The 12814-nt window shown below is 74.0% G+C and carries 11 protein-coding genes; 6 read left to right on the top strand and 5 right to left on the bottom strand.

What is annotated here, in order from left to right; genetic code table 11:
- Positions 1-25: 25 nt before the first annotated feature.
- From ACT3TZ_RS04730 to ACT3TZ_RS04710, 5 genes are all read right to left on the bottom strand, one after another.
- Positions 26-1801: an acetyl/propionyl/methylcrotonyl-CoA carboxylase subunit alpha gene (locus ACT3TZ_RS04730; protein ID WP_444582238.1), complete on the bottom strand. Its 1776-nt coding sequence runs from the start codon at positions 1799-1801 to the stop codon at positions 26-28.
- 59 nt (positions 1802-1860) lie between these two features.
- Positions 1861-2580, bottom strand: a complete 720-nt coding sequence (locus ACT3TZ_RS04725; protein ID WP_444582237.1) for a Maf family protein — start codon at positions 2578-2580, stop codon at positions 1861-1863.
- A 153-nt stretch (positions 2581-2733) separates the two neighbouring features.
- Positions 2734-4491 (bottom strand): DUF885 domain-containing protein, encoded by a 1758-nt coding sequence (locus tag ACT3TZ_RS04720; protein ID WP_444582236.1) that lies wholly within the window; start codon positions 4489-4491, stop codon positions 2734-2736.
- A 53-nt stretch (positions 4492-4544) separates the two neighbouring features.
- Positions 4545-4835: an acyl-CoA carboxylase epsilon subunit gene (locus tag ACT3TZ_RS04715; protein ID WP_444582235.1), complete on the bottom strand. Its 291-nt coding sequence runs from the start codon at positions 4833-4835 to the stop codon at positions 4545-4547.
- Positions 4832-6421: an acyl-CoA carboxylase subunit beta gene (locus tag ACT3TZ_RS04710; RefSeq protein WP_444582234.1), complete on the bottom strand. Its 1590-nt coding sequence runs from the start codon at positions 6419-6421 to the stop codon at positions 4832-4834. Before ACT3TZ_RS04710 ends, ACT3TZ_RS04715 begins: the two co-directional genes overlap by 4 nt.
- Positions 6422-6536: 115 nt before the next feature.
- Between ACT3TZ_RS04710 and ACT3TZ_RS04705 the strand changes: the two genes are divergently transcribed.
- The 6 genes from ACT3TZ_RS04705 (at position 6537) to purE (ending at position 12793) form a co-directional block, all read left to right on the top strand.
- Positions 6537-7370, top strand: a complete 834-nt coding sequence (locus ACT3TZ_RS04705; RefSeq protein WP_444582233.1) for a biotin--[acetyl-CoA-carboxylase] ligase — start codon at positions 6537-6539, stop codon at positions 7368-7370.
- Positions 7367-8617, top strand: coding sequence for an adenylate/guanylate cyclase domain-containing protein (locus tag ACT3TZ_RS04700; protein ID WP_444582232.1), 1251 nt, complete (start codon positions 7367-7369; stop codon positions 8615-8617). The genes ACT3TZ_RS04705 and ACT3TZ_RS04700 overlap by 4 nt, the downstream gene beginning before the upstream one ends.
- 60 nt (positions 8618-8677) lie before the next feature.
- Complete coding sequence (locus tag ACT3TZ_RS04695) at positions 8678-9382, top strand: response regulator transcription factor (protein ID WP_444582231.1); 705 nt, start codon at positions 8678-8680, stop codon at positions 9380-9382.
- 3 nt (positions 9383-9385) lie between these two features.
- Positions 9386-10801, top strand: a complete 1416-nt coding sequence (locus ACT3TZ_RS04690; RefSeq protein ID WP_444582230.1) for an ATP-binding protein — start codon at positions 9386-9388, stop codon at positions 10799-10801.
- Positions 10802-10857: 56 nt separating this feature from the next.
- Complete coding sequence (locus tag ACT3TZ_RS04685) at positions 10858-12000, top strand: 5-(carboxyamino)imidazole ribonucleotide synthase (RefSeq protein ID WP_444582290.1); 1143 nt, start codon at positions 10858-10860, stop codon at positions 11998-12000.
- A 313-nt stretch (positions 12001-12313) separates the two neighbouring features.
- The gene (gene purE / locus ACT3TZ_RS04680; protein WP_444582289.1) at positions 12314-12793 is read left to right on the top strand and encodes a 5-(carboxyamino)imidazole ribonucleotide mutase; all 480 of its coding nucleotides are present in this window, start codon (positions 12314-12316) and stop codon (positions 12791-12793) included.
- The last annotated feature ends 21 nt before the right edge of the window (positions 12794-12814 follow it).

The following is a 12814-nucleotide window of genomic DNA, read 5'->3' as shown; positions in this document are numbered from 1 at the left end:
CTGAGAAGCGCGAGCTCCGGACCGCTCAGTCCGCGATCTGGCAGAGCACGGCACCGGCGGAGACGGTCGCCCCGACCTCGGCCTCGAGGCCCTGGACGACGCCCGAGCGGTGCGCGGTGATGGGCTGCTCCATCTTCATCGCCTCGAGCACCAGCAGCAGGTCGCCGTCGGCGACCGTCTGACCCTCCTCGACGAGCACCTTGACGATCGTGCCCTGCATCGGTGCGGTGACGGCGTCGCCGCCGGCGGCCTGGACGGCCTGCTTGTGCGAGCGCTTGCGGCGCTGACGCACCTCGGGCTGCGGGGCCCGCAGCGAGGCCGGCAGGCTCACCTCGACCCGGCGCCCGTCGACCTCGAGGACCACGCTCTCGCGGTCCTCGGCGTCCTCGGGGGCCGGTGCCAGCGGTGCCGCCGGGATGTCCCCGCCGAACTCGGTCTCGATCCAGCGGGTGTGGATCGTGAACGGCTCGGTCGGATCCGCGGGTGCGAAGGCCGGGTCCTCGACGACGAGGCGATGGAAGGGCAGCACCGTGGGCAGGCCCTCGATGCGGAACTCCGCCAGGGCGCGGCGGGAGCGCTCGAGCGCCTCCTCGCGGGTCGCCCCGGTGACGATGAGCTTGGCGAGCATCGAGTCGAAGGCACCGGAGACCTCGTCGCCGCTGCGGACGCCGGAGTCCACGCGCACGCCCGGGCCCATCGGCGGATCGAAGCGGCGCACGGGACCGGGGGAGGGCAGGAAGCCGCGGCCCGCGTCCTCGCCGTTGATCCGGAACTCGAAGGAGTGGCCGCGGGCGATCGGGTCCTCGGCGCTGATGCGCTCGCCGGCCGCGATGCGGAACTGCTCGCGCACCAGGTCCACGCCCGTGACCTCCTCGGACACGGGGTGCTCGACCTGCAGGCGGGTGTTGACCTCGAGGAAGGAGATGCGCCCGTCCTGGCCCACGAGGAACTCGCAGGTCCCGGCGCCGACGTACCCGGCCTCGGAGAGGATCGCCTTGGAGGCGGCCACGAGCTGGTCGTGCTGGGCGTCGGTGAGGAACGGCGCGGGGGCCTCCTCGACGAGCTTCTGGTGGCGGCGCTGCAGGGAGCAGTCGCGGGTGGAGACCACCTGGACGTTGCCGTGGGCGTCGGCCAGGCACTGCGTCTCGACGTGGCGCGGGGAGTCGAGGTACTGCTCGACGAAGCACTCGCCGCGGCCGAAGGCGGCGACGGCCTCGCGCACGGCGGAGTCGAAGAGCTCGCGGACCTCGGATTCGTGGCGGGCGACCTTCAGGCCGCGGCCGCCGCCGCCGAAGGCGGCCTTGATGGCGATGGGCAGGCCGTGCTCGCGGGCGAAGGCGACGACCTCGTCGCTGCCCTCGACCGGGTCCTGGGTGCCCTCGACGAGCGGGGCGCCGACCTTCTGGGCCAGATGGCGCGCGGACACCTTGTCGCCGAGCTGCTCGATCGCGTGCGGGGGAGGGCCGATCCACACGAGCCCGGCGTCGATGACGGCCTGGGCGAAGTCGGCGCGCTCGGAGAGGAAGCCGTAGCCGGGGTGGACGGCGTCGGCGCCGGAGCGGCGTGCGATGTCCAGCAGCTTGTCGACCACGAGGTAGGAGTTGGCGGCGGTGGCGCCGCCGAGCGCGTACGCCTCGTCGGCGATCGTGGTGTGCAGGGCGTCGCGGTCGGGGTCGGCGTAGACGGCCACCGAGCGCAGGCCCGCATCCGTGCAGGCCCGGGCGATCCGCACCGCGATCTCGCCGCGGTTGGCGATGAGGACCGTGGTGAACGGACGCTGCGGGGAGGGGCGTGCAGCCATGGAGGGGATGTCCTTTCGGGGGCGCCGATCAGTCGACGAGCATATACCGGTGGTGGGATTCAGCCGGCCGTCACGTCGGCGCGCCAGAGGACGTGCAGGGGCACGTCGATCTCGCGCAGCAGCTCGCGCAGCAGGGGGAGGGAGAGGCCGACGACGGCGTGGGGGTCGCCCTCGACGGACGTGACGAACGGCCCGCCGAGGCCGTCGATCGTGAAGGCGCCCGCGACGCCGAGCGGCTCGCCCGTGGCGACGTACGCCTCGATCTCCTCGTCGTCGAGCTGGGCGAAGGTCACCGTCGCCGAGGCCGTCGCGCCGAAGGTGGCACCGGTGCCGCCGTCCTCCTCGTCGCGGTCGTCGACGATCCAGTGCCCCGTGTGCAGGACGGCGCGCGCCCCGCGCAGGGACCGCCAGCGCTCGACGGCCCGCTCGGTCGTCAGCGGCTTGCCCACGAGCTCGCCGTCGAGCTCGAGCATCGAGTCGCAGCCCAGCACGACGTAGCCGCCCTCGCTGGCGCGCGTCACGGCGTGCGCCTTCTCGCGGGCCAGCAGCAGCACCGCGTCGGAGGGGTCGAGCGGACCGGCGGCCTCGAGCAGGGCGGCCTCGTCGAGGTCCGCGGCGAGCGTCGCGTGGGCGATCCCGGCGCGGTCGAGGGTCGCGCGGCGCCCGGCGGACGCCGAGGCGAGCAGGAGCAGGGGATCCAGCTCCTCTCCCGGGGCGGCAGGGGGCTGGTCCTCGTCGGAGACGAGGAAGGGGGCGGTCGCGGTGGTCACGTCGTGCACGGGGTCTCCGTTCGTCGGGATGGTCCGGGTCTAGATTGTCCGGGGCGGGGCGGGGCGGGGCGGGGCGGGGGGGGGGACGGGGGTCGCGGATCGAGGCGCTTCGGCTCAGCGGCTCGGGGACTCAGCGGCTCGGTGTCTCATCGGCTCGGGGACTCAGCGGCTCGGTGTCTCAGCGGCTCGGGGCCCATCGGCTCGGGGGCTCAGCGCGCTCCGGAGGACCGACAACGGCAGGGACCCCAGATCGAGGGCCCGCCGATGGAAGTCCCGCACGCTCGCGTCGTCGCCGGGCGTGGTCCCGCCGGCCCGCAGCTCGTCCCAGACGCGCTGACCGAGCTTGTAGGACGGGGCCTGGCCGGGCCAGCCCAGGTACCGGTGCAGCTCGAAGCGGCGCTCGGCCTCGGCGACGCCCCAGTTGGGCGTCATGAACTCCCATGCCGACGCGTAGGTCCACGGGCCGCCCGCAGAGCCGACGACTCCCTCGGGCATCGCCAGGTCGTTGTGGAGTCCCACGTCGAGCACGACGCGACCGGCGCGCAGGCGCTGGGCATCCAGCATCCCCAGGCGGTCTCCGTCGTCCTCGAGGTAGCCGAGGTCGGCCATGAGGCGTTCGGCGTACAGGGCCCAGCCCTCGCCGTGGCCGGAGACCCAGCACAGCAGCGCCCGCCAGCGGTTGAGCTCGGCGGCGCGCATCGTCTGGATGCCGCACTGCAGGTGATGCCCGGGCACGCCCTCGTGGTAGACGGTGGTGGTCTCGGCCCAGGTATGGAACTCCTCGGTGCCCGGCGGGACGTCCCACCACATGCGGCCCGGGCGGGACAGGTCCTGGCTCGGCGGCGTGTAGTAGATGCCGCCGGATCCGGTCTCGGCGATCCGGCACTCGATCCGGTGCAGGGGCTCGGGGATGTCGAAATGAACGCCCGAGAGCTCGCGGAGGGCACGGTCGGCGGTCTCCTGCATCCAGCTGCGCAGGGCCTCGGTCCCGTGCAGCGTCCGCGCGGGATCCGCGTCGAGCGCGGCACGGGCGGCCTCGATGCTGTCGCCCGCTCCCGTGCGGTAGCGGTCGTTGAGGCGCCGCGCGACGACGCGCTGCTCGTCGATGATGCGACGCAGCTCCTCGATGCCCCACGCGTAGGTCTCGTCGACGTCGATCTCCTCGCCCAGGAACGTGCGGGCGTGCAGCGGGTAGGCCTCGCGGCCGCACGCGTCGGCGCTCGGCGCGGAGGGCGCCAGCTCGTCCAGGACGTCGGCGACCTCGCGGTACGCGGCCGAGGCGGCGGCGACGCCCTCGGCGACCGCGGCGCGCACGGCCTCGTCCTCGGGGGCACGGGCGGCGAGCTGGGCGAAGTAGCCGCCGTCGGGATCGGCATAGCCACGAGCCTGCTCGGCGCCGAGGACCAGCTGGCGGCGCGCGGACACGTGCCCGGACGCCGCGGCCTCCCGCAGGGTCTCGGTCCAGCCGCGCATCGCCGCGGGCAGGCGCCGCAGGCGGGTCGCGATGATCTGCCAGTCCTCGGGGGTCTCGTCGTCCATGAGGTCGAAGATCGCCTGGGTCTGCAGGCCGGAGGCGATGTTGTTGACCTGGGAGCGGGTGATCCAGGCCTCGTCGTGCTCGAGCTCCAGCCCGAGCCGTTCGGTGAGCGCGGCCCGGGTGACGGCGTCGACGTCGTCCTGGTCGGGGACCGTGGCGATGGACGCGAGCAGCGCGCGGGTGGCCGTGAGGCGGGCGTCGATGCCGGCGGGGGAGAGGTCGGTGACCTCGTCGTCGTGGCCCGGGACGCCCAGGCTCGTGGCCAGGAACGGGTCGATCGAGGTCAGGTGGTCGACGTACCCGTCGGCGAGGGCGTCCAGCGCACTGGGGCGGCGGGGAGCTCCGGCGTCGGCGACGGAGGGGGTGTCAGCGTCTGCGGCCATGGGCCGCAGTCTATCGACGGCCGGGGTGCCCACGGGCGCGGCGCCCGGGCGCGTCACCGGTGGGAGAACTGCCAGGCGCCGTCGGCCGCGAGCACCCGGGCGGCGTGCGTGCCCGGAAGGCGGTGCACGGCGTCGGTCCAGCCGTCGCCGCCGCCGGGTCCCTGGCCCTCGGCCAGCGCCCGTTCGGAGGCCTCGGCCCGGCTCGCGACGCTGAGCGCCGACAGGGCCACGGCCACGGCCGCGAGCTCCTCGTCGGACAGGCGACCGGCGACCAGGCGGACGTCCGGGCGCGGTCCGGCCTCCGTGCTCGCCCCGCCGCCGTCCGCGGCGTCGCCCGTGCTCACAGCGGGATGTTCCCGTGCTTCTTGGTGGGCAGCGTCTCGCGCTTGGTGCGCAGGGCGCGCAGGGCCCGGGAGACCTGCGCGCGGGTCTCGGAGGGGTGGATCACGCCGTCGATCCAGCCGCGCTCGGCCGCGGTGTACGGGGTCGCGAAGCGCTCCTCGTACTCGGCCTGGAGCCGGGCGCGCTCGGTCTCGACGTCGCCGCCGGACTCCGCGGTCTGGCGCAGCGTCTGGCGGTGCAGGATGTTCACGGCGCCCTGGGCGCCCATGACGGCGATCTGGGCTGTGGGCCAGGCGAGGTTGATGTCGGCGCCGAGGTCCTTGGAGCCCATCACGATGTACGCGCCGCCGTAGGCCTTGCGGGTGATGACGGTGACCAGCGGGACCGTGGCCTCGGCGTAGGCGTACAGCAGCTTGGCGCCGCGGCGGATGATGCCGCTGAACTCCTGGTCGGTCCCCGGCAGGAATCCCGGGGTGTCCACGAAGGTCAGGACCGGGACGTTGAACGCGTCGCACAGCCGCACGAACCGCGCGGCCTTCTCGGAGGCGTCGATGTCCAGGGTGCCCGCGAAGTGCGAGGGCTGGTTGGCGATGATCCCGACGCTGTGCCCCTCGACGCGGCCGAAGCCCACCACGATGTTCTGGGCGAACAGCGGCTGGACCTCGAGGAACTCCCCGTCGTCCAGCACCGCACGCAGCACCGTGAGCATGTCGTAGGGCTGGTTGGGGGAGTCCGGGATCAGGGTGTCGAGCGCGCGGTCCTCGGGCGTCGTCTCCTCGGCGCGCGGCGCCGGGTAGGTGGGCGCCGGGGTGAGGGTGTTGGCCGGGAGGTAGGACAGCACGTCCTTGACGTACTCGATGGCCTCGTCCTCGTCGGGGGCCATGTAGTGCGCCACGCCCGAGCGGGTCGAGTGGGCGCGCGCGCCGCCGAGCTCCTCGAAGCCCACGTCCTCGCCCGTGACCGTGCGGATCACGTCGGGACCGGTGATGAACATGTGCGAGGTCTTCTCGACCATGACGATGATGTCGGTCAGCGCGGGGGAGTACACGGCGCCGCCCGCGGCCGGGCCCATCACGAGCGAGATCTGCGGGATGACGCCCGAGGCGCGCGTGTTGCGGCGCATCATGCCGGCGAAGGCCGCGAGGGAGGCGACCCCCTCCTGGATGCGGGCGCCGCCGCCGTCGAGGATCCCGATGATCGGGACGCCGGTGGACAGCGCGAGGTCCTGGACCTTCTGGATCTTGCGGCCGTGGGCCTCGCCGAGCGAGCCGCCGAAGACCGTGAAGTCCTGGGAGTACACGCACACCTGGCGGCCGTCGATGGTGCCGTACCCGGTGACGATGCCGTCGCCCTCGGGGCGCTTGGCCTCGATGCCGAAGGCGTGGGACTGGTGCTGGACGAACCGGTCGGTCTCGACGAACGAGCCGTCGTCCAGGAGGTCGGCGATGCGCTCGCGGGCGGTCTTCTTGCCGCGGGCGTGCTGCTTGGCGATCGCGGTCTCTCCCGCTGCCGCGACGGCGCGCTGTTCGCGGTCCTGCAGATCCTGCAGGCGCTGCGCGGTCGTGACGGGCCTGGGGGCGTCGGTCACGTGCTCTCCATTCGTCTCCGGCCACGGTGGCCGCGACCCCGCGGTCCGGGGCTCGACCACGGGGATACTACGCTACCGGGGTCGCTCCGCCCGGGAGCCCCAGGAGGTCGCCGCCATGTCCGAGGACGCCCGTCAACCGGTGGTGGCGATGCATTGGCGGGAGGTCGCCGCGAGCACCCAGGACAGCGCCCGGGAGCTCCTGGCGGGCGGCGCCGAACCGCCGCTGGCCGTGGCCACCGACGATCAGCGCGGCGGCAGGGGACGTCTGGGGCGGGTGTGGGAGACGCCGCCGGGGGGCGGGCTGGCCCTGACCCTCGTGCATCGCCCCACGGCACCCGTCGATGCGCGCACCTGGTACCCGCCGGCCGTCGGGCTCGGCGTGCTCGCCGCGCTCGCACGATCCGCCGGTGTCGAGGCCGCGGTGCTCAAGTGGCCCAACGACGTGCAGGACGCGCGCGGGCGCAAGCTCGCCGGGATCCTCGTCGAGACCGCCGCCGACGGCTCCCTGCTCATCGGCGTGGGGCTGAACCTCCGCTCCCCGGTGCTCGGCGCCGATGGGGAGGAGGTGCCCGGGGCGGTGGCGCTGGACGCCCTCGCCGCAGCCGATGCTCCCGGCCAGGCCCCCTCGGCGCGGGTGCTCGCCGAGGATCTCGCCGCGGCGCTGCACGAGGAGCTCACGGCGCTGGATGCCGCGGGAGGGGACGGTGCGGCGAGCGGTGTCGCGGCCCGCTATCGTGAGAGCTGCATCACGCCCGGCCGTCCGGTCCGGGTCGAGCTGGTCGGCGACGCCGACGACTTCGTCGGGCGGGCGATCGGCATCGACGCGCTCGGACGGCTGCTCGTGCAGGCGGGCGGGGGACGGATCGTCCCCGTGGCCACGGGCGATGTGCATCACGTGCGGCCGCGAGGCCCGGAAGGAGACACCGTGGGCGACAGGCACGTCCCGTGACCCCGGGCGGATCCGACGGCGATCCCGGGAGCGGGGAGCATCCGGACGGGCGCGTGCAGGACCCGCGGGACGAACAGCACGGGCTGGACGAGCAGGACGGGGTGGACGAGCAGGACCACCAGGACCTGTCCGACCCGGACGTCTCCTCCGAGGAGCGCGCAGCGCTGGATGCCGAGAGCCGCGCCGCGCGCGACGCCCAGGAGCTCAACCGCCTGTTCTCCGAGGTGCGGCGCAGCGTCGGCGCCCTCGAGAAGGTGCTCCTCCAGGGGCACCGCCGCTACTCCCGGCGCGACCTCGCCGAGCAGCAGGGCGTCCCCGAGCGCCTGACCTCCGTGTACTGGCGGTCGATGGGCTTCAACACCGTCGACGAGGACACCGTGGTGTTCACCGACGACGACGCCGAGGCCATCGGCGACCTCGCCGCGCTCGTCGAGGACGACATGATGTCCGAGCGCACCTTCGCGGCGGTCTCCCGCGGCCTGGGCTACCACATGGGGCGCCTGGCGATGTGGCTGACCGAGGCGCTCGTGGACGAGTCCAAGTCCGCCGACGGCCTCCCCGACGGCCAGGCGCGCCAGGTGATGCTCGAGCGGATCCCGCAGTTCCTCGAGGTCTTCGAGGGGCAGGTCATGTACGCCTTCCGCCGCCAGCTGTCCTCCTTCGCCGCCCGTGCCGGCAGCGAGGTCCTCAGCGGGGTGGGCGCCGAGGAGCCCGACGAGCTGTTCCCCCTCCAGCGCGCCGTCGGCTTCGCGGACCTCGTGCAGTTCACGCGCCTGGCCCTGTCGCTCAGCGGCTCCGAGCTCGCGAGCGTCATCGGCCAGTTCGAGGCCCTGTGCCGTGACATCGTCTCCGTCGGCGGGGGCCGCGTGGTCAAGACCGTCGGCGACGAGGTGATGTTCCTGGCCGACACCCCCGAGGACGGCGCGCAGATCGCCCTCAGCCTCGCGGAGGAGATCGCGACCCACGCCGACCTCCCCGCCGTGCGGGTGGGCCTGTCCTGGGGGCCGATGTTCTCCCGCTACGGCGACGTGTTCGGACCCACCGTCAACCTCGCCGCCCGGCTCGAGGGCGTCGCCCGTCCCGGTGCGGTGCTCGTGGACGCCGCCACGGCCGACGCCGTCCGGGCCGCTCTGCCCGGCTCCTTCGAGGCGGGTGCCGAGGAGGTCCACGAGCTCCACGGGATCGGGGCGATCCGTGCCGTCCAGCTCCAGCGCGGGGACTCCTCGCGCCTCACGCTGGGCCTCTGAGACGCCCGGTGACGAGCCCGCACTCCTGCGTCCTGCGGCGCGGGACACCCGTCTCGTAGGATGGCCGACGTGACACGACTACTTCTCGTCGAGGACGACTCCGCGATCGCCGAACCGCTGTCCCGGGCCCTGGGACGCGACGGCTACGAGGTCTCCCGCGCCTCGCGCGGCATGGATGCGCTCTCGCTGGCCTCGACCGACGGGCCCATCGACTTCGTGATCCTCGATCTCGGGCTCCCGGACATCGACGGACTCGAGGTGTGCCGGCGCCTGCGCAAGGGCGGCCTCGAGGCCCCGGTCCTGATCCTCACGGCCCGCGCCGACGAGGTCGATGCGGTGGTCGGCCTCGACGCCGGCGCCGACGACTACGTGACCAAGCCCTTCCGGCTCGGGGAGCTCCAGGCCCGGATCCGCGCCCTGCTGCGGCGCAGCCAGAGCACCGAGGAGTCCGGGGACAGCTACGAGGCCAACGGCGTGCAGCTCGACGTGGCCGCCCGCCGCGCCTACGTCGACGGCGAGGAGCTGAGCCTGTCGGCCAAGGAGTACGACCTGCTGACGGTGCTGGTCCGCGAGGCCGGCAGCGTCGTGACGCGCGACGACCTCATGCGCGAGGTCTGGGGTGCCGAGTGGTGGGGTTCGACCAAGACGCTGGACATGCACATCTCCTGGCTGCGCCGCAAGCTCGGCGACGACGCCACGAGTCCGCGACGCATCACCACCGTGCGGGGGGTCGGGTTCCGGTTCGAGACCGGGGCCGGGGACTGATCCGTGCGGCAACGGATCCTGCAGGCCACGATGATCACGGTCCTGCTGGCCGTGCTCATGCTCGGCATCCCGCTGGCCTGGTCGTGGCTGACGATCACCAACGCCGAGCTCAACGCCCGCGCCGGGCTGATCGGCGAGGTGGCCCGCGAGCAGGTCGACGTCCGCATCCGCTCCGGGGAGCCCGTCGACGAGGCGCTCCTGCAGTCGATCGTCCGTGACCCCCGCTACCAGGACATCCGTTTCCACCTCGCCGTCGAGCTGCGCGAGGGCGACACCACGCGCACCCTGAGCGCGGGCGTCGCACCGGGCTCGGACCCCGTGCTCGTCTCCGGAACCGGCTCCCAGGGAGAGCGCGTCACCGTCGCGATCCCGCAGTCCGAGGTCCGCTCGCACACCGCGAGCGCCTGGGTCCTCATCATCGTCACCGGCATGGCCGCCCTGTCGATCGCCGTGTCGGTGGCGCTGTGGCAGGCCCAGCGGATCTCCGCGCCGCTGGCCCGCCTCACCCAGCGCGCCGAGGCCCTGGGCACCGGACGGGCCCGCGCCCCCTGGTCCCGCAGCGGGATCGCCGAGATCGACACCGTCGCCGAGCAGCTCGCGAACTCCGGCGCCCTGCTCAACGAGCGCCTCGAGGCCGAGAGCGCGCTCGCGGCCGACGCCTCCCACCAGCTGCGCACCCCGCTGACGGCGCTGTCGATGCGCCTCGACGAGATCCTCGCGACGAGCTCGGAGGAATGGGTGCGCGAGGAGGCGCGGGTCTCCCTCGAGCAGATCGACCGCCTGACCGCGGTGGTCCACGACCTCATCAACGCCCCCCGCTCCTCGCAGCGCCGCACCCCCGGCGTCGTCGAGCTGAGCACCGTCCTGACCCAGCAGAGCGAGGAGTGGTCCCCGGCCTTCCGCGCCGCCGAGCGCGAGCTGGCGATCCAGGTGCCCCGCTCGGCCGCGGTGTGGGGATCCGTGGGGCCGCTCACCCAGGTCGTCGCGACCCTCATCGAGAACTCCCTCGTGCACGGCGGCGGCCGCACCCAGGTCAAGGTCCGGCGCAACGACCGCTCGACCGTCATCGAGGTGTCCGACGAGGGCGAGGGCATCGACCCGGGCCTGGGCACCCGCGTGTTCGAGCGCTCCGTCTCCGGTGCGGCCTCGAAGGGCACCGGCGTGGGGCTCGCCCTCGCACGGACCTTGGTCGAGGACGACGGCGGACGCCTCGAGCTGCTCGCCGAGCGCCCCGCGACCTTCGGCGTGTTCCTCATCTCCGCACCGGGCGAGGAGTCGCCGGACCCTCCGTCGCGCGACACCCCCGAGACGATCGAGCAGGGCACCGTGGGTCCCCGGCGGCGCGGGCGCCACTCGCGGGGCCGACGCGTGGCCGAGGAGTCGCCCGACACGGGCTCCGGCGCATGGACCGTAGACTGACGGGCGTGCCTGAGACCTCTTCGACCGGCGTCATCGGTGCGGGCCAGCTCGCCCGGATGATGCTCCCCGCGGCCATCGAGCTGGACCTCCCGATCACCGTTCTGGCGACCGATCCCTCCGAGAGCGCGGCCCGCGTGGCCCACGACGTCCGGCTGGGACGTCACGACGACGCCGATGCCGTGCGCGCCCTCGCCGCGACGTGCGAGGTGCTGACCTTCGACCACGAGCACGTGCCCCCGGCGATCCTCGAGGGCATCGTCGCGGAGGGACTCGCCCACGTCCGCCCGGGCCCCCACGCCCTGGTCCACGCGCAGGACAAGCTCGTCATGCGCCGACGGCTGACGGCGCTGGGGCATCCCTGCCCCCGCTGGTCCGAGGCCGCGGACCCCGCGGCGCTGGCCACGGCTCTCGGCGAGCTCGGCGGACGCGCCGTCGTCAAGACGCCCCGCGGCGGCTACGACGGCCACGGCGTGCGCGTCGTCTCCGACGCGGCCGAGGTCGCCGACTGGTGGGGCACCGGCGGCCCGCTGCTCGTCGAGGAGCTCGTGCCCTTCACCCGGGAGCTGTCGGCCCAGGTGGCCCGCCGCCCCGGCGGCGAGGCCGTGGCGTACCCGGTCGTCCAGTCCGTCCAGCGCGACGGCGTCTGCTTCGAGGTGGTCGCCCCGGCGCCCGACCTCGAGCCCGGGCGCGCGCGGGCGATCCAGGAGCTCGCGCTCGCGATCGCCGCGGACCTCGACGTCGTGGGCATGCTCGCGGTCGAGCTGTTCGAGACCGCCGACGGCACGGTGCTCGTCAACGAGCTCGCCATGCGCCCCCACAACACGGGCCACTGGAGCATGGACGGCGCCGTCACCGGGCAGTTCGAGCAGCACCTCCGCGCCGTGCGGGACCTGCCGCTGGGCGACGTCACCCCGCTCGCGCCCTGGGCCGTGATGGTCAACCTCCTCGGGGGCACCCGCGAGGACCTCGCGGCCGGTGCCGCGGAGGCCATGGCCCTCGATCCCGGGATCACGGTCCACCTGTACGGCAAGGGCGTGCGTCCGGGACGGAAGGTGGGCCACGTGACCGTGATCGGGGCGGATCGTGAGGACCTGCTGCGCCGCGCGCACCGGGCCGAGCGCACGATCATCGAGGGCGGGATCCAGGACAGGAACGACGGTGTCGACGGGAGCGGGAGCGGCACCGACGGACGTGCCTGAGGGGAGACCGGGGATGTCCGGCCCCGACGCCTTCGTGCATCACGACCCGGTGCACGACGCCGTCGAGCACGATGCCGCCGAGCACGATGATCCCGAGCAGGACGACCCCGTGCACGACCACCCCGAGCATGGGGCGCACGACCATCAGCAGCGGCCCCGGCATGTGCCGGGCCAGGACCCAGGAGGATCCGTGGCACACGCACACCCCGCCGAGCAGGCAGCACAGGCATCGGGCTCGACGTCCGCTGCGGACCCCGGCCCCGCGTCGAGCGGCGCACCCGCTCCGGACGCCGCGCCGGTGGTCGGCATCGTGATGGGCTCGGACTCCGACCACCCCGTCATGGCGGCCGCCGCCGAGGTGCTCGCCGAGCTCGGGATCGCCGCGGAGGTCGACGTCGTCTCGGCCCACCGGATGCCCGAGGACATGATCGCCTGGGGCCGCGCGGCCGCGGACCGGGGGATCCGCGTGATCATCGCCGGTGCAGGCGGTGCCGCGCACCTGCCCGGGATGCTCGCCGCCGTGACACCCCTGCCCGTGATCGGGGTGCCGGTCCCGCTGCGCCACCTCGACGGCATGGACTCCCTGCTGTCGATCGTGCAGATGCCCGCAGGGGTGCCCGTGGCCACCGTGTCCATCGGCGGGGCCCGCAACGCCGGGCTCCTGGCCGCGCGGATCCTCGCCGCCGGCACGGATCCCGCCGCGCTCGCGCTGCGCGCACGCATGGTCGACTTCCAGAGCGCCCTGCGCGAGACGGCGCTGGCCAAGGGTGAGTCCCTGCGCGCGTCCCTGTGACGTCGGACCGAACGGATAGGC

It is taken from the genome of Brachybacterium sp. AOP25-B2-12 (assembly GCF_052378625.1).
Taxonomy (GTDB): domain Bacteria; phylum Actinomycetota; class Actinomycetes; order Actinomycetales; family Dermabacteraceae; genus Brachybacterium.
The sequence above is the reverse complement of the archived record's forward strand: the minus strand, read 5'-3'. Positions and strand labels throughout refer to the sequence as shown.